This window comes from Lutibacter sp. B1, from assembly GCF_012524075.1.
In the GTDB taxonomy this organism is placed as follows: Bacteria; Bacteroidota; Bacteroidia; order Flavobacteriales; family Flavobacteriaceae; genus Lutibacter.
The window spans coordinates 103,178-121,394 of the sequence record NZ_JAAZUI010000005.1 but is presented as its reverse complement, the minus strand read 5'-3'; the positions used below and the strand labels follow the sequence as shown (position 1 = coordinate 121,394).

Sequence of the window (18,217 nt, the reverse complement as noted above, 5' to 3'; positions counted from 1 at the left end):
GGCGTTCTTTTTTTAAATTTTTATCAAAAAAAGTATTAAAACTTAATAAACATTTTTTTGGTAGAACCTCGTTCAATTAATTCTGTTCTAATAATTTCAGTTTTAATATCGTTAAAATCAACTTTATTTTCTAGTTTTTCTATCAATCTTTTTGCAGCTGTTTCGCCAATTTCTTCGCCAAATTGATTTACTGCAGTTAAAGGAGGAGAGCCATGTTTTGACAAAATACCATTTGTAAATCCAATTATTGAAATATCTTCAGGAATTCTAATTTTTCGTTCATTTAAAACCTGAGTTACAATAGCATCGGACATTTCATCAACAGTAAAAATACCATCAACAGATTTGTAATCAAGCATTTTATTAATACGTTCTTTTAAAGTTTTATTATTTTCAAGGCGAATTATTAAATTTTCATCAGGAACTACACCGTATTTAGTTAGAGCCTTTATATAACCTTGTGCTCTAAACTTACCTACATTTAAACTTTCAATGGTAGAAATAAACGCTATATTTTTGCATTCTGATTTCATTAAAAATCGGGTAGCTTTGTATGCACTTTTTATATTGTCTGTAACAACTTTATCGCATTTAATATCTTTATGAGCACGGTCGTACAGAACAATAGGAGTTCCTTCATTTAAAATATCATTGAAATGATCTACTTTTTGGAGCTTTAAGGTTTCTTCTGAAAGACAAGCTATAAAACCATCAATAGTTCCATTAGATAGCATATTCATTGTATTTACTTCCTTTTGATACGATTCATTGGTAATGCAAGTGATAATATTGTAACCTTTTTCTGCACATACCGTTTCAATTCCTCTTAATATTTTAGCAAAGAAATGATTTAAGATGTTTGGTATTATAATACCAATGGTTTTGGTTTTTTTATTCTGTAAACTTAATGCTAGAGTATTAGGTTTATAGTTGTGTTCTTTAGCGTATTGCTGAATTTTTTGCTTTGTTTCTTCACTAATCTCATAACTGTCATTTAAGGCTTTTGAAACAGTTGAGATTGAAACATGCAGCGCTTTTGCAATTTGTTTTATGGTAATTCTTTTATTCATTTGTTGGTAAAAGAGTTAATTTGGTTGAAGTACTAATTATTTCTTGTTTGTTTAATTTCATTTTTCTGAACTCACCCTTGTTATACATTTCTGCTTGGTCTTTATAGAATTTACTAAAAGGATTTCCCGATTGCCCTGTTGGTAAAATACTAATGCTATTTTCAATATCTGAGAAATCAATAATTCTTCTTGTTGATGGACCTGAAAATACGTTGTATATTCCCGAATCAGTAAACTCATAACTTTTATTATCGATTACTCCAATTGTTCCCGAAGCTTCAAATGGTCCCACATTAAAAATACTTCTTAAAGACGCAATTGTGCCTAACGGGTGCGGGTGCTCTAAGGTATGAATTTTTCCCCAATTCCAGTTTAATATATCTTCACCAAGTTGATTTTCTAACGAATTTATGGTTTCAATAAAAGAATTTAACAAAATTTGAGATCTGCTTTCCGTTTTGTCAACAGTTTCAACATTATCCCACCAAATGGATTCTTCCTTTTTAATTTGATTAGAAATAACTCGTTTTATTATATGTGTTTTTAAAAGTTGATTGAAGAGTGTTTTTCCTAATTCATCTTCAAAAGTATTTTCTAAATATAAATAAATCCATTTACTGTATATGGTAGAAGCAATATTTTTGGTAGTATTAGATCCGTCCCAATTTTGTAGTATTTGTAGGGATTTTTGCTGATTTTCAGTTAATGATTCTGTTTGAATTGATGAGGTTAATATTTTTATAATTTCAGAAGAATTTACAGAAACATTATCTGTAATCATTTTTTTAAAATCGTTTTTATTCCAATCGTTTTTAGGTTCTAATAATTGCACAATACGTTTTGCTCTGTCTTCGGGTAAATAATAACCCGGATATAAAATACTGGCAATAGAGTCAGGTTGGTTATTTGCTGAATATACGTAGTTCCATTTCGGATTTTCAGCCATTGGGTTTTCGCTAAAATCTAAATATTCAATAGGATCATCTTCACCAGTACTGCCATCTAATATGAATTTTCTGTTTACATGAGGTTTGCTTTTGTACAATTTACCTGTTGCCCACCAAGCAATATTTCCTTTAACATCACCATACATTATATTTAAACCGGGCGCATAAATCATAGATGCTCCTTTTTTAACATCTTCCATTTTAGTTGCATTTGAAATAGTGTAAAGCGCTTTTAACACATCTACATTGAACGTTGTAAAAATCCACGACATTGAAATGGGTTCACTTTGTGTTATGTTTTCAATTGCATTATTCATAATTGGTCCGTGTCGTGTTTTTTTAACGGTTATTTTAACATCTTTTTGATCTTTAACTTTTATAGTTTTGATTGTAGTTTTATAATTTTCATAGCCTTTAGGTGTTTTATATTTCAAGCTGTCTGTTGGATGATTTGTTTCTTTATAAAAGTCGATATCATCATTTTCGAACATAGTTAAACCGTAAGCGTAATTTCTGTTATGTCCTAAAAGTGGAAATGGCACACCTGCCAAATAATAACCATAAATTTCGTAGTTTGGTGTGTTTATATGTGCTTCATACCATACGGATGGTTGAGAATATGAGATGTGAGGATCGTTGGCAAAAAACACTTTTCCGGTACTTGTTTTTTTTGAAGAAACAACCCAACTGTTACTCCCAATAAAAGGTGAAACAGGCATTTTGTCCATTATTTGGTCAATGCTTGAAACCATATTTTCAAAAGTTTCAACATTATGTTTTGAGTTTTTTATCAATGTAGTATTAGGGTCTATATCAATATTTAATTCCTTTAAGTAATCTTCACCTAATTTTTCTTTTAAAATACTTAATAAAGGGTCGGTTTTATGTGCTTGTGCAAAGCTGAAAGACATGTATCCCAGTATATTGTAAATATCATTAAGTTGAAAAGGCTCCTTTTTAACACCAACTAATGTAAATTCTATTGGTGTAGTTCCGTTTTTAATAAATTGGTTTACTCCTTCCAAATAGGCATTTGCCAGTTTGTACGAATCACTATTTTTATTCAGATTTTCAATGGTTTTTTTAGAAGCTTCTTCAATACCTAAGCTCACAAAGAATTGATCGGTTTGAAGCATTTTTTCGCCAAAGATTTCCGACAACTTTCCGGGAGCAATCCTCCTAATTAATTCCATTTGCCACAATCTGTCTTGTGCGTGAACATAACCAAGAGCTGTTAATGCATCGGTTTTATTTTGAGCGTATATATGTGGTATTCCATAATCATCAAAATATATTGTAGTTTCTTTTTCTAAGTTTTTTAACTTTATATTTCCTGAATATATTGGTTTTAAACTATTGTAATATATCCAACCTCCTATACATAGAAGAATTAATAATATAGCAATAATTAGAAAAACTTTCTTTAGGATTTTCATTATAAATGATTTCTTTTAACAACATATCAAATATAATATTTAAATTTTGGAAAGTTAAACTTATAATATTGAGTATTTTAATTTAAAATAAAAGAGTATTGTACTTTCATAAAAATATTAAAGATATCTTTCTTTTATAATGTTTAGGTGATGGGTTTGATGTCCTGCAATTATAAAACCCAATGCTCTAACAGTTACATCACTTCCATTTGCAGTACCAGAAAGGGCTAACATTTCATCAGTAAAACTTTTAAATAATGAAATGCTTGATTTTCGAACAAAGGTTAATTCTTCTAGTAAGTCTTTAAAATCTCTATCATTACCATTAGAGTTGTTTACATACCAGTTTTCATCAAAACCATGAATTTCTGTAGCATCATTTCTTGAAAATCTTAGAGCTCTATAGCTTAAAATTCGTTCAGTATCAATTAAATGCTGAATGAGTTGTTTAATAGTCCATTTATCTTCAGCATATCTGTATGTTAATTTTTCATCAGATAAATTTGTTGTTGTTTTTAAAATTTCATTCAATGAAGTTTCTAAAGCATCTAATAAATCAACATTCTTTAAAGTACCTATATATTGTTTATAATAAGGCGCATATTCATTTTCGGGCAAAAAAAGTGAATTCATAATTATGCAGAATTTCTACTGGCATTGATATTTCCAAACAGCGACCTTGTGACCATTTTTTCGTAAATACTCAGTAAATCTGCATCCGGATTTTCTTGTTTTTGTAATTCTTGAATTTTAATTAGAGCATATTGCTGTATTGTAAGCAAAGGCAATACAATATTTTCTCTTATGTTGATAGAGGCTTTACCTACTTTATTGCTTTGCATTAATTCTGTATAGTCAGTAAGTTTTAAAATAAGGCGTTTGGTTGTAAGGTATTCTTCATAAATAATTTTCCAAAAATCTCCAAATTCTTCATCCTTTTCCATGTATTGCGTTAATTCAAAAAATGATTTTGAAAGTGACATCATACTGTTACCAATTAATGTTTTAAAGAAATCTGAGCTTTTGTAAAATTGTTTAAGTTTATCAAACTCGCCTTTATCTTCATATTTTTTTAAAGCGGTACCAACACCAAAAAAACCGGGAACATTTTGTTTTAACTGGCTCCACGAACCAACAAAAGGAATGGCACGTAAATCGGAGAAGTTTAAACTGTCAGCTTTTGAACGTTTTGAAGGTCGGCTTCCAATATTTGTTTTTGCGTAATATTTTAAAGTACTCATTCGCTCTAAATAAGGCATAAATTTAGGGTGATTTTTAAAATCAACATACGCTTTGTAGCTTGTCACTGCTAAATCATTCATTATGTCTGAGTCGTTTTTCGTCATAATATGATTGGCATTGCTAAACAATTCATTTGAAATACCGGCACTTAATAACTGTTCAATATTGTATTGAGATGAATCTAAGGTTCCGAAATTTGAACTTATGGTTTGACCTTGTACTGTTAGTTGTATTTCATCATCTTCAATTGTTGGTCCTAATGATGCATAAAACTGATGTGTTTTTCCACCACCACGAGCCGGTGGTCCGCCACGTCCATCAAAAAAGATAACTTTAATACCATAGTCTCTTGAAATTTTAGTCAAATTTTCTTTGGCTCTAAAAATAGACCAATTCGCCATTAAATAGCCTCCATCTTTAGTTCCGTCAGAAAAACCAAGCATTATAGTTTGTTTATAACCTCTTTGTGCAAGATGATTCATGTAAGCTTCGTTTGAATATAATTTAGCCATTACACTTTCGGCATTGGTTAAATCATCTACAGTTTCAAAAAGAGGGATAATATCGGCAGTAATATTATGGTTAAAACCGCACAAATTAAACATGGCAAAAGTTTCCATAACATTAATTGCCGTTTGGTTATTACTTATAATATACCTGTTTGCTCCACGTTCGCCATTATTTTGCTGAATGGTTTTTATTGCTTGAATTGATCCTAAAGTTTTAGAAACCATTTCATCTTTAAAAATAGAAACATCAATATTGTCACTTACATTTGAAAGAATTTTAAGTTGATCATCTTCAGGAAGTTCCAAGTAATTTTTTGGAAACTCTGTGTTTCCTTCTTCTAAAAGAGTATTTACAATTTCGGCAAAAACGTTATGATGAACTCTACTGTCTTGTCTAATATCTAATGTAGCAAAATGATAGCCAAATAAATGTACTTTATTTATAAAGTCGTTAATTTCTTCTAAATAAAGTGATTGGTGTTTTAAAATTAGAGTATCTTTTATTCCTTGTAACTTTTCTATGAATTCATTTAAAGGAATCATAGTATTTAATTCCGGATTAACGCTATTGTCAAATAGTAATTTCTCTAATTCGGTAATTGGTTGTTCAACTCCGTTAAATGTTAAGCGTTTTTTTAAGATTCTGATATCTCGGTAATAATTTTTTAAAATAGTTGACTTTAAGCGTTTGGCAACATTTAAAGTAATTTCAGTTGTTACAAAAGGGTTTCCATCTCTGTCTCCACCAGGCCAAAAACCAAGATTAATAATTTCGTTATTAATAGGTTCGCCTTCAAAAATATTACTTTGGATATAATTGTATACGCTTGAAACCGAATAGTAAAATACGTTTTCCAAATACCAAATTAAGCTAACAGCTTCATCAAAAGGTGAAGGTTTTTCGTGCTTAAAAAATGGAGTTTTTCCTAATTGAGCTAAAAGCTTGTTTATTAAAAGTAAATCGTTTTTCTCTATTGCTTCAGCCAAATCGGTTATAATTCCTAAAACTGTACCAGGATAAAATTGAGTTGGGTGTGCAGTTAATACAATACGCACTTTAAAGTTTTCTAAATGTTTCTTTAGAGCTTCTTTTTTATTTTCTTGTGTTGCAGTTTCTTTACTGTTACGTAAAGTACCTACACCATCCATATTATTTACAATTGGAAATGCGGCATCTTCTATTGCATCAAACAACACAACTTGACGTTCTATATATTGAATAAAACGAAAGAGTAAATTTATTTTATCTTTTTCTAAAGGATTTTGTTGATAGGTTTCAAAAAAATCTTCAACAATTTCTGTTGGATTTTTTTTATTAGAAAAACCATTTTTACATACTTCATGAAATAAAGGCAATAATACTCCTGTTCTACTAATAGCATCAAACGGAAGTGTCATAAAAATGCTATTGTATATTTGGTATTTCGATAAAACATTTTCGTTAAATCGTGTAAGTTTAGGTTGTGTAGTCATTGATTTTATTAATTATTAGTGCTGAAAAATACAAAAGCTAAATTAATTAAGTATTTTTATTATGCTAATTTAACGAAATCGTTTTTTTTGTGAATGAAAGATTCTAATTTTATTTTTTACGAGGGACTATGTATAAATCGGATACTTTAAAAAAACTTTTTTTTAAATTAAGGTTTTGGTATATATCCATATAAGTATCATAAATATATTTGCTGGGAGTTTTGTTTAAATTATTGTAGCTTATTGTAAATAGGCCGTCCTCAATATTACTAACATCGAGTGATACAAATTTAAAGGATGTTAAATTAAGCGTTTTATTAAGATTGTATTTGTTAAAATTTGAAGATAAATTAGAAGACGTATAAATACTGTATGGTAACGAATCATTTTTTTCTTGTGAAAAACCAATATTAAAACAAAGAATTAGTAAAATAAATACCAATATTTTTTTAAATGAATTCATTAACAATAGTTTATATAAAGTTAATGAAATATTCAGAATTAAGAAATTAATTTTATTTTTAATATTTTTGAAGTAGTCTTTGTAACTTTAAATCTGTCATCCAATCTTTTTCCAATAACCCAAACAATTTCTTTTTTAGAGCATAAAAGCCAAATAGCATCTTTTTCAACTATTGATAATTTTTCGTCTTTAAAAAACTTGCTCAGCTTCTTTTTTCCTTGTAATCCAATTGGAAAAAAATAATCTCCTTTTTCCCATTTTCTTATTGTTAAAGGAAATTGTAGTTTGTCGTAATCTATTGAAATGGTATTGATATCATCAAAAATAAGTTCGTTTAAAATTTTATTTTGATGATTTTTTGTATCAAAAGGAATTACAATAGTTTCAAATTTAAGTGAAATTGGATGCGAAATTTGAGATGTATTTTCTTCAATATAAATGGTTGAAGTGTTTTCTTCATCAACCATTTCGATTTCAGTTAAAATTAGAGAATCCCGATTTTTAATTAACCTATGTGTTTTGCTTAAAATTTGTTTACCACTTTGTGCATTTAATAAATCGGTTATAACATTCCACTCTGTAAATCCGTATGTTTTTAATAGTTCATACAAATAAATTTTGGGGTTCGATAGTTTTTTAAGTTCTAAAATGTTTAGATGTAAATTATTGTTTTGTGAGGAAATAATCTTTTCTTGAATATTTTTAATGGAGTCGTTAATTATTTGCTGACTTCCTTTTAAGTTTTCAAGTGTATTTTGAAAAGAATCTAGCAAACTCGGATTTAACTCTTTTAAAACAGGAATTACCTTATGTCTAATTTTATTTCTAAGATATTTAATTGAAGAGTTACTGCTGTCTTCACGCCAAAATAATTTGTGTTTGGTAGCGTAAACCAATACGTCTTCTCTAGAAAAAGGAAGCATAGGTCTAACAATATTTCCATTAACTTCCGGAATTCCGGTTAAACCATCTAAACCTGTTCCTCGGGTAATATTTATTAAAAAGGTTTCTAAAACATCATCTTTTTGATGCGCAGTTATTACGTAATCTAATTTTTGATTTTCAATTATTTCCTGAAACCAATTGTACCTTAACTCACGAGCAGCCATTTGAATAGAAATTCCGTTTTCCGTCGCATATTTTTCGGTTTCAAACTTAATGGTGTGGGTTGGAACTTTATATTTTTTTCCTAATTCAATAACAAATTGCTCGTCTTTATTGCTGTCTTTACCTCGTAATAAAAAATTACAGTGTGCAAGCGATATTGAAAAACCTAATTTATACAATAAACGAGTTAAAACAATGCTGTCTATTCCGCCCGAAATAGCTACAAGTAATTTTTTATCATTTAAAAACGATAAATTTTTGTTTATATGTTCCTGAAATTGAATTCTCATAGTTGTTGTAAAGATAATTATTTGGCTTTTAATAAAACCTGTTTCATAGCTTTAGCTTTGAGTAAGCATTCTTCGTATTCTTTTTCCGGAATAGATTGAGCTGTTATGGCTCCGCCTACCGAGTAAGAAATGTATTTTTTAGATGAATTGTATAAAATACTTCTAATAATTACATTAAAATCAAAATTTCCATTGGGTGTAAAATAACCAACAGCACCAGAGTATAAACCTCGTTTGGTTTCTTCTAATTCTTCAATAATTTTTAGTGCCGAAATTTTTGGAGCTCCGGTCATGCTTCCCATAGGAAAAGTATCTTTTATAATATCAACAGGATGTATGTTTTTTTTTACTTTGCATGAAACTGTAGAAATAAGTTGATGCACTTGTTCAAAGGTATATACTTTGCATAATTCATCTACTTTTACCGAACCTTTTATGGCTGAACGTGACAAATCGTTTCTCACCAAATCAACAATCATAATATTTTCAGCACGTTCTTTAGGATTTTGTTCTAACTCTTTAATGAGTTTTTCATCTTCTTTTTTTGATGATGCTCTTTTTTCAGTTCCTTTTATGGGTTGTGAAATTACAGTATCACCTTCTTTTTTTAAATAGCGTTCCGGTGAAGCCGATAATAAAAATTTATCATTTAACTTTAAAAATGTTGCAAAAGGAGGTTTGGATATTTCGTTTAAATTTTGATAAACTTCCTGCGGATTTATAGTTGAATTTTTGCTGTAAAATTCCTGACAAAAATTGGCTTCATAAATATCGCCTCTATGAATGTGGTTTAAAATTGAATGTAACTTGTTGTAGTATTCATCTTTATGGATACGTAATTTTATTTTGATGTTTTTACTATTGGTTTTTGTTTGTTGGTTGTTGATTTTGAAAATAGTTTTTAAATCAGTTTCAATCTCATTTTCAACTTCAGTAATATATTTTATTTCAACAGTATTTTCTTTAATTAAGAATATTTTTTTTGGCTGAAAAAAGAATAAATCAGAAAAATGCAATCCATCAAAATTAGCGGAAGTTAATTTCTCTACGTCATTTTTTAAATCGTATCCTAAATAACCAAAAATATAATCGTTAACTTTTGTTTGATAGTTTTTTAACTGCTCAAAAGCATTTTTATAATTGGTTTCAATATGTGAAAATGCATCAATAGCCAATACTGCATCAAAAGTTGAGTGCTTTTGATGGTAATTATTACTATCTAGCCAAACAGCGATGTTAAACTGCTGAGCCCATAGTAAAAGTTGTTGTTTAAATTCAGAAATATTTTCAATCTGAATTTTTTTACCAGTTCGTTGCATTGTCGCAAAAATAGAAAAGTCCCTTCAAATTGAAAGGACTTTTGGAATATAATTCTATTAGCTGGTTATACGTTACCCTGAACTTGATTCAGGGTCTTATTATATTTTATGAGAAGCATGACGAATTTTATAATCTAACTGTGAATAGCTCTGTTATTAACAGCTAAACAAGCTTCTTTAAATGCTTCAGTAAAAGTTGGATGTGCGTGAGACGAACGTGCAATATCTTCTGAAGAAGCTCTAAATTCCATGGCAATAACAGCTTCGGCAATCATATCGGCAGCTCTGGCACTAATCATATGCACACCTAAAATTTCATCAGTTTCAGCATCAGCCAATACTTTTATTTGACCATCAATATCCATACTTGCTCTTGCTCTTCCTAAAGCACGTATCGCAAAAGTTCCGGATTTGTAGTTAGCACCTTCTTCTTTTAATTGCTCTTCGGTTTTGCCAACAGCGGCAACTTCTGGCCAAGTATAAACAACTCCCGGAATTAAATTATAATCAATATGCGGTTTTTGACCTGCAATAATTTCAGCAACCATAGTTCCTTCTTCTTCAGCTTTGTGAGCTAACATTGCACCTTTTACAACATCGCCAATTGCATAGATATTAGAAACGTTGGTTTGTAAATGTTCGTTTGTTTCAATTTGACCTTTATCACTTATTTTTACACCGATGTTTTCCAATCCTAATCCTTCAGTATACGGTTTTCTACCTACAGATACTAAAGTATAATCGCCTTTAAATTCTACAGGATTTCCTTTTTTATCATTGGCAGTAACAACAACTTCATTACCGGAGCTTTTTACTGAATTTACTTTATGACCGGTATAAAATTTTATTCCTTGTTTTTTTAGGGATTTTTGTAATTCTTTTGAAAGCATCCCGTCCATTCCCGGAATTATATTAGGCATATATTCAATTACAGAAACATCCGATCCCAATCTTTTATATACCGATCCTAATTCCAAACCTATAACTCCACCACCAATTACAATTAAATGTTTTGGTATTTCGTTTAAACTTAAAACTTCGGTAGAAGTAATCACTCTTTTTTTATCTAATTCAATAAATGGTAAAGACGAGGGCTTAGAACCGGTAGCAATAATTGTATTATTTGCTTCAATTTCTTCTGAAGATTTATCAGACCTTATTATTGTAATATGAGTACTATCTTTAAAAGAACCTACGCCATTAAAAACGGTAATATTATTTTTATCCATTAAATAATTGATTCCTCCTGATGTTTGAGCAACAACTTCATTTTTACGATCAATCATTTGTTTGAAATTCACTTCTAAACCTTTCACATCTATTCCGTGAGTTGAAAAATGTTTTGTAGCATCGTAATAATGGTGTGAAGAATCTAGTAATGCTTTTGACGGGATACAACCTACATTTAAGCAAGTTCCTCCTAAGGTATTGTATTTCTCTATTATTGCAGTTTTTAATCCTAATTGTGCACAGCGAATTGCTGCAACATATCCTCCAGGTCCTGAACCAATAACGGCTACATCATATGTACTCATAATTTTTTCATAAAAGTTGAATTACAAAAATAGGTTTTTTATTTATTTATTATTTACAACAACAAGACTTATTTTTTAGTAAATCTTTACCTTGTTATAATAAAATAACAAATTAATATATTGAAAATTAAGTATGTATAAAGGGGTATAAAAAGTGCTACATTTAAAAAAGTGCTATTTATTAAGTTTTTTACACCATTTATTATTAATAAGAAGCGTTTTGCTAAATTCCCTTAACAAAACTACTGAAAATTAACTACTTATGTTAGTTTTTATTTACATTTGGGTTATAATATTGAGAAATTGGTTCCCCATAAATACCAAAAAACATAATTGTTTATACACAAGTTAAATTAGTACTTTAAAAGTATCTATTTATAATAAAAGTTGGTAAGAGTTATAGTATGCTAACTATTGTTGTACTTAAAGTTATAAAGCTTTAAGGGTTATAATTTATATTTAATTTATTGAGATATGGAAAAAAAAATTACTTCTTTTTATAAGTTTTTTATAACTTTTTTTATCGTTTTAAATACAATTCAAATTAGTGCTCAAAAAAGTAAAATATACAAATTAAATGAGGACAAGCTTGAAATTAAAGGTACGTTAGCCAATGATAAAAAAGTGGATTTCGAAAGATTATATAGTCTTTTGTATGATTTACACCCGGTTGCTTATATAGAAAAAAATGAAATAAAAAAAGTTTTTGGTAATACAAGTCCGGTAAAACTTGTTTTTGAAGATTTAGAATCATTTAATTTATTGCATATAGATAATTCATTATTTCATGATGTTGAACTTATTACAGTCAGTTTAAATAGTGAAAGTGATTTGCATCGTGTATTTGATTTGTCTGAAATTAAAGGCTTTAATAATTTAAAATACATTTATATACAATGCTATTTTAAATGTACCACTAACAAAATTGAATCGTTTGTTTTAAACTCAGATTCTGAATTTACTATTTTTTATATTATGCTAAATCCATCCTAAGCAGTATTAAACTAACCAAAGAAAACTGAAATGAAAAAACTTTTCCCTACGAAGTTGTATCACTTTATAAGTCCAGTTAATTTAGTTTTATTTATTATACTTATAATAAGTAATAATCTTGAAACCTATAGTCAAGTAAGAGTTGATTTTACTCCTAGAACTTCCGAATTTACTCCATCAAAAACAGTGTATAATGTTAAAGGAGATTTTACCATGATAGGTAATACTAACCTTACTTTAATTAGTTATGAGGATGATAAAAATAACAGTAACAACGTTATGGTGTATGTGGATAATGATAATGACAATAATACAAGTAATTCATCTTCTGCAACTTTAACATTTTCTACAGAAAATGGAGCTATACCTGAGTGTTCAAATATTGTTTATGCTGGGTTATATTGGACAGGAAGAGGAAGTAATCTTTCTAATACTCGAATGCGTACGGTTAAATTTAAAACTCCCAACCAATCATCTTATAAAACATTAGTTACAAATAATAATAGTATCAAATTCCCGGGTGATAATGATATGTATGCAGCTTATATTGAAGTTACCGAAGAAGTTAAAACAGGTGGAATTGGAGAATATTGGGTGGCAGATATAGCACTATCACAAGGTAATGGAGCTAGTACCGGTTATTATGGTGGTTGGGGAATGGTGGTTATTTATGAAAATTCAAAAATGAAATGGAGAGACATAACTGTGTTTGACGGATATGCTTATGTTGTTGGAGGTACAGCAAGACATACTATTGATGTTGAGGGATTTAAATCTGTACAAAATGGAGATGTCAATTTTAAATTAGGATTAATGGCTGGTGAAGGAGATGTGGGTATTTCGGGAGATTATTTTGAAATATTAAAACAATCAGATAATAGTTATTTGAAACTTCATCATTCAGGTAATACAAATAACAATTTTTTTAATTCATCAGTAGAAACAGGAGGTAATCCACGTAATCCTATGTTAGTTAATAATACTGGGTTGGATATTAGTATGTTTGATGTTCCTAATATTAATAATGAAATTATAACAAATAATCAAACAACAACTCAATTTAGGTATGGTTCTACGCAAGATACTTATATAATTTTTAATGTGACATTTGCTGTTGATGCATATGTTCCTGAAACAGAAGGAATAGTGACAACTACAGCGATTAATGGTGTTATAAATCCTACAACAGAAACAGTATTGCCAGGTGAAATAATTGATTTTAAATTAGAAATTAAAAATAAAGGAACAGAAGCAACCGAGAATACTAAAATAGTTATCCCTATACCTTATACTTCAACTTATCAAGATATGAGTATAGTTTACAATACCTATTCGCCTTTAGTTATGAATGCAGCGCCGTATTTTGATCTTAACCTTGGAGCTACTGGGTCAATTGTTTGGAATATAGGAACATTACCAATTCCTAATAATCCTGATGATTTATTAGCTGAAATATCTTTTAAATTAAAAGCAACTACAGATTGCTCACTTTTAGTTAATGAGGATTGTAATCCAATAGTTTCATTAAATGGAACAACTACAGGAGTTGGGGCTATTTCTCAAACTAATTTTAATCAACCATTAATTAAGGGGTACGAAACATCTGGGGTTTGTGAAGGTGAACCAATACCAACACCTTTAGAGATAATAATTGATTATGAAGATTATGTTAATAATAATTGTTCAAATTATACACCTGTTAGAGATTTTTATTTTTGTAATGTATCAGGACCTATTGAAACATCTGCTGTAAGTGCAGAATTCCCTTCCGGTTCAAGATTTTATAATGAATATCCTGTAACAGATTCTTCTATAGAATATAATTCTTCTAATCCTTTTCCTTCAACAGCAGGAATTTCAACTTATTATGCAGTTCCTCCTGGAACAACTAATTGTTATTACCAATTTACTATTGAAGTATCAATTGTTACCTCTGTTCCAATTACTGAAAATGTTGAATATTGTTTGAATGAAACAGCGAGCCCATTAACAGCAACACCGAGTAATTTTTTAACAGCATCAACACCTTATACTTTATATTATTATGTAGATGACAACCCTTCTACTTTGCCACAAACTACTATAATTCCATCAACAAATAATGCAGGTATAATAACATATTATGTTGCAGAAGGGTTATCAAGCACTTGTATTAGTCCTAATAGAGTACCTATTTCTGTATTAGTTTATGGATTAGTTGTAAGTGCAGAGGTTGAGAATGTATCCTGTGTTGGAGAGACTTCTTCATCAGATGGTTCAATAGTTTTAACGGTAGAGAATTCAGTCGGTAATTTAAGTTATAATTGGAGCACAATAGACGGTAGTGGATTGGAAGCTGCTTCTAAGGATCAGTCAGGATTAGGTGCAGGAACATACAGAGTAGAGATAACAGACTCAGCAGGAGGATGTATCACAGTAAAAGAATATACGATCACTGCACCCGCAGCTTTAACTGTAAGTGCAGAGGTTGAGAATGTATCCTGTGTAGGAGATGTTTCTTCATCAGATGGATCAATAGTTTTAACGGTAGATAACTCAGTAGGCAATTTAAGTTATAATTGGAGCACAATAGACGGTAGTGGATTGGAAGCTGCTTCTAAGGATCAGTCAGGATTAAGTGCAGGAACATACAGAGTAGAGATAACAGACTCAGCAGGAGGATGTACCACAGTAAAAGAATATACGATCACTGCACCCGCAACTTTAACTGTAAGTGCAGAGGTTGAGAATGTATCTTGTGTTGGGGAGACTTCTTCATCAGATGGATCAATAGTTTTAACGGTAGAGAACTCAGTAGGTAATTTAAGTTATAATTGGAGCACAATAGACGGTAGTGGATTGGAAGCTGCTTCTAAGGATCAGTCAGGATTAAGTGCAGGAACATACAGAGTAGAGATAACAGACTCAGCAGGAGGATGTACCACAGTAAAAGAATATACCATCACTGCACCGGCGGCTTTAACTGTAAGTGCAGAGGTTGAGAATGTATCCTGTGTAGGAGATGCTTCTTCATCAGATGGATCAATAGTTTTAATGGTAGAGAACTCAGTAGGTAATTTAAGTTATAATTGGAGCACAATAGATGGCGGTGGATTGGAAGCTGCTTCTAAGGATCAGTCAGGATTAAGCGCAGGAACATACAGAGTAGAGATAACAGACTCAGCAGGAGGATGTACAACAATAAAAGAGTATACCATCACGGCACCTGATAAAATTACATTTACTGCTGTTTTAACGCATAATAGTTGTTATGGAAGTGCAGAAGGTAGTATTGAAGTATTGGTAGAGGGAGGAAGTTTGAATTATCAATATGCTATAAATAATGGAGAATTTAATGATTCGAATATATTTAATAATTTAAAAGCTGATTCATATTTAATTTCAGTAATTGATACTAATGGTTGTGAAGTAACGCAGGAGTTTGAAATAACAGAAAAGCCTGAATTGATTATTTCTTGTCCGGAATTAGATAATACCATTATTGATTCTTGTCTTCCACAAAATGAAGTTGATGTCCTATTTACAAACTGGTTAAATCAATTTTCATTTCAAGGAGGTACAAATCCTGTTTCAAATGATTTTGAGAATATTTCATCACCTAATAATTGTGGTGGTTCTGTAGAGGTAGAATATATAGTTAAAGATGATTGTAATCAAGTATCTTGTATAAAATCATTTACGGTAACAGCACCGGAAGCATTGATTATCAGTGGTGTAGAAGATAAAGAAGTAAATGCGTGTGATTATGCAGATCAGTCAGCATTGGATACCGCATTTGAAAATTGGTTATCCGGATTTAGTGTATCGGGAGGATGTAATCCACAGGCAACGGATTTGAGTAATTTAACTGCACCGTTGTTATGTGAAGGAGGTTCAGTAGTTGTAACATATAATGTTACAGACCTTTATGAAAGCGGAACAGATACAGCAACTTTTACGGTAACAGCACCGGAAGCATTGATTATCAGTGGTGTAGAAGATAAAGAAGTAAATTCGTGTGATTATGCAGATCAATCAGCATTGGATACCGCGTTTGAAAATTGGTTATCCGGATTTAGTGTAACGGGAGGATGTAATCCACAGGCAACGGATTTGAGCAATTTAACTGCACCGCTGTTATGTGAAGGAGGTTCAGTAGTTGTAACATATAATGTTACAGACCTTTGTGAAAGCGGAACAGATACAGCAACTTTTACGGTAACAGCACCGGAAGCATTGATTATTAGTGATGTAGAAGATAAAGAAGTAAATGCGTGTGATTATGCAGATCAATCAGCATTGGATACCGCGTTTGAAAATTGGTTATCCGGATTTAGTGTAACGGGAGGGTGCAATCCTCAGGCAACAGATTTGAGTAATTTAACTGCACCGTTGTTATGTGAGGGAGGTTCAGTAGTTGTAACATATAATGTTACAGACCTTTGTGAAAGCGGAACAGATACAGCAACTTTTACGGTAACAGCACCGGAAGCATTGACTATCAGTGATGTAGAAGATAAAGAAGTAAATTCGTGTGATTATGCAGATCAGTCAGCATTGGATACCGCGTTTAAAAATTGGTTATCCGGATTTAGTGTAATGGGAGGGTGTAATCCGCAGGCAACGGATTTGAGTAATTTAACTGCACCGTTGTTATGTGAAGGAGGTTCAGTAGTTGTAACATATAATGTTACAGACCTTTGTGAAAGCGGATCTGACACGGCGATCTTTATGGTAAAGACTTCTGAATTACTTTCTTTTGAAGTTCAGGCAACATCTAAAACTGTTGAATGTGATGGAATGGGTAATGGAGATGAATTAACAGCTTGGTTGAATAATTTTGGTGGAGCACAAGCGAAAGATGGATGTGGAAATCAATTAAGTTTATCTTATGAAATAGTTACATCTACTGAAGAATGTGGGGCAACAGGTGTTTTAGTTGTAGATTTTATAGCTGAAGATATTTGTGGAAACAAAGCAACAAGCAGAGCCTCTTTTACAATTCAAGATACAGCTGGGCCGGTATTAACCAATTTACCTCCGACTGAAATTGATGTAAGTTGTGGTGAAATTCCTGAAGTGCCTGTAATAACTGTAAGTGATGTTTGTAGTGGTGATGGTAATGTTCAAGAAGATTATTCTGAAACAAAAATTGAAGAGTTAAACAGTTCAAGTTATACAATTGAAAGACATTGGGTATTTACCGATAGTTGTGGTAACAAAACTGAATACACTCAAACAGTTTATGTAAATCAAATAGATTCAGTAACTGAAGTGGTAAATATATGTACAGATCCTAGATTTGCTGATGATTTTGAAACAATAAGTTCTATTGATTTGAGTGAGTTGTTAAGTACAGCTTCAGAATATGAAGGTGTATGGGAAAGTGCTGATGCTGAAAGCAGGTTGAGCGACGGTATTTTTGATATTGTTGACTTAGAAAATGGTGAGTATCATTTCTCATTTACTACAACAGGAGAATGCAGTGTAACATCTTATTTAACTATAATTTTTGATTGTAAAGTTTTACCATGTTCAACAGATGATTTAGCAATATCTAAAGTGGTAACTCCAAACGATGATGGATTTAATGATGCTTTTGAAGTTAAAGGATTAGAGGGTTGTGGTTTTACTTATGATGTTAAAATATTGAATCGTTGGGGAAAAGTAGTATATCAGTCAGATAATTATCAAAATAATTGGAGAGGTTATAATGATAGTTCTGGACAAACCATAGGTTCAAATTCTAAACTACCAACAGGAACTTATTTTTATGTACTTAAAATTGTGGATAGTGGATTTAAACCGATTACAGGATATATTTATTTAGGAACTCATTAATAAAACTAAAACT

At 30.6% G+C, this 18,217-nt stretch carries 10 protein-coding genes; 2 read left to right on the top strand and 8 right to left on the bottom strand.

From position 1 onward, the window contains the following. Positions 1-35: 35 nt before the first annotated feature. From HGB55_RS04525 to lpdA, 8 genes are all read right to left on the bottom strand, one after another. The gene (locus HGB55_RS04525; protein WP_168815062.1) at positions 36-1,070 is read right to left on the bottom strand and encodes a LacI family DNA-binding transcriptional regulator; all 1,035 of its coding nucleotides are present in this window, start codon (positions 1,068-1,070) and stop codon (positions 36-38) included. Next, a complete protein-coding gene (locus HGB55_RS04520; protein WP_168815060.1) occupies positions 1,063-3,453 on the bottom strand; it encodes a penicillin acylase family protein in 2,391 nt (796 codons plus the stop codon). The genes HGB55_RS04525 and HGB55_RS04520 overlap by 8 nt, the downstream gene beginning before the upstream one ends. Positions 3,454-3,570: 117 nt before the next feature. Then, positions 3,571-4,086: a DinB family protein gene (locus HGB55_RS04515; RefSeq protein WP_168815058.1), complete on the bottom strand. Its 516-nt coding sequence runs from the start codon at positions 4,084-4,086 to the stop codon at positions 3,571-3,573. Positions 4,087-4,088: 2 nt separating this feature from the next. Then, on the bottom strand, positions 4,089-6,677 hold the full coding sequence (locus HGB55_RS04510) for a phosphoenolpyruvate carboxylase (RefSeq protein WP_168815056.1): 2,589 nt from the start codon (positions 6,675-6,677) through the stop codon (positions 4,089-4,091). A 109-nt stretch (positions 6,678-6,786) separates the two neighbouring features. After that, positions 6,787-7,140 (bottom strand): hypothetical protein, encoded by a 354-nt coding sequence (locus HGB55_RS04505; protein WP_168815054.1) that lies wholly within the window; start codon positions 7,138-7,140, stop codon positions 6,787-6,789. A gap of 38 nt (positions 7,141-7,178) precedes the next feature. Then, on the bottom strand, positions 7,179-8,537 hold the full coding sequence (gene tilS / locus HGB55_RS04500; protein ID WP_168815052.1) for a tRNA lysidine(34) synthetase TilS: 1,359 nt from the start codon (positions 8,535-8,537) through the stop codon (positions 7,179-7,181). A gap of 17 nt (positions 8,538-8,554) precedes the next feature. Beyond that, positions 8,555-9,856, bottom strand: coding sequence for an aminodeoxychorismate synthase component I (pabB, locus tag HGB55_RS04495; RefSeq protein ID WP_168815043.1), 1,302 nt, complete (start codon positions 9,854-9,856; stop codon positions 8,555-8,557). A gap of 134 nt (positions 9,857-9,990) precedes the next feature. Beyond that, the gene (gene lpdA / locus HGB55_RS04490) at positions 9,991-11,391 is read right to left on the bottom strand and encodes a dihydrolipoyl dehydrogenase (RefSeq protein WP_168815041.1); all 1,401 of its coding nucleotides are present in this window, start codon (positions 11,389-11,391) and stop codon (positions 9,991-9,993) included. A 474-nt stretch (positions 11,392-11,865) separates the two neighbouring features. On the opposite strand from lpdA, the gene HGB55_RS04485 reads away from it, so the two are divergent. Both HGB55_RS04485 and HGB55_RS04480 read left to right on the top strand, forming a co-directional pair. Then, the gene (locus HGB55_RS04485; protein WP_168815039.1) at positions 11,866-12,384 is read left to right on the top strand and encodes a hypothetical protein; all 519 of its coding nucleotides are present in this window, start codon (positions 11,866-11,868) and stop codon (positions 12,382-12,384) included. A 30-nt stretch (positions 12,385-12,414) separates the two neighbouring features. After that, complete coding sequence (locus tag HGB55_RS04480) at positions 12,415-18,204, top strand: gliding motility-associated C-terminal domain-containing protein (protein ID WP_168815036.1); 5,790 nt, start codon at positions 12,415-12,417, stop codon at positions 18,202-18,204. Positions 18,205-18,217: the final 13 nt, after the last annotated feature.

Bases quoted from the DNA above. Each gene is read 5' to 3' on its own strand.
- HGB55_RS04525 (WP_168815062.1), bottom strand. From the start codon at position 1,070: ATGAATAAAAGAATTACCATAAAACAAATTGCAAAAGCGCTGCATGTT.
- HGB55_RS04520 (WP_168815060.1), bottom strand. From the start codon at position 3,453: ATGAAAATCCTAAAGAAAGTTTTTCTAATTATTGCTATATTATTAATT.
- HGB55_RS04515 (WP_168815058.1), bottom strand. From the start codon at position 4,086: ATGAATTCACTTTTTTTGCCCGAAAATGAATATGCGCCTTATTATAAA.
- HGB55_RS04510 (WP_168815056.1), bottom strand. From the start codon at position 6,677: ATGACTACACAACCTAAACTTACACGATTTAACGAAAATGTTTTATCG.
- HGB55_RS04505 (WP_168815054.1), bottom strand. From the start codon at position 7,140: ATGAATTCATTTAAAAAAATATTGGTATTTATTTTACTAATTCTTTGT.
- tilS (WP_168815052.1), bottom strand. From the start codon at position 8,537: ATGAGAATTCAATTTCAGGAACATATAAACAAAAATTTATCGTTTTTA.
- pabB (WP_168815043.1), bottom strand. From the start codon at position 9,856: ATGCAACGAACTGGTAAAAAAATTCAGATTGAAAATATTTCTGAATTT.
- lpdA (WP_168815041.1), bottom strand. From the start codon at position 11,391: ATGAGTACATATGATGTAGCCGTTATTGGTTCAGGACCTGGAGGATAT.
- HGB55_RS04485 (WP_168815039.1), top strand. From the start codon at position 11,866: ATGGAAAAAAAAATTACTTCTTTTTATAAGTTTTTTATAACTTTTTTT.
- HGB55_RS04480 (WP_168815036.1), top strand. From the start codon at position 12,415: ATGAAAAAACTTTTCCCTACGAAGTTGTATCACTTTATAAGTCCAGTT.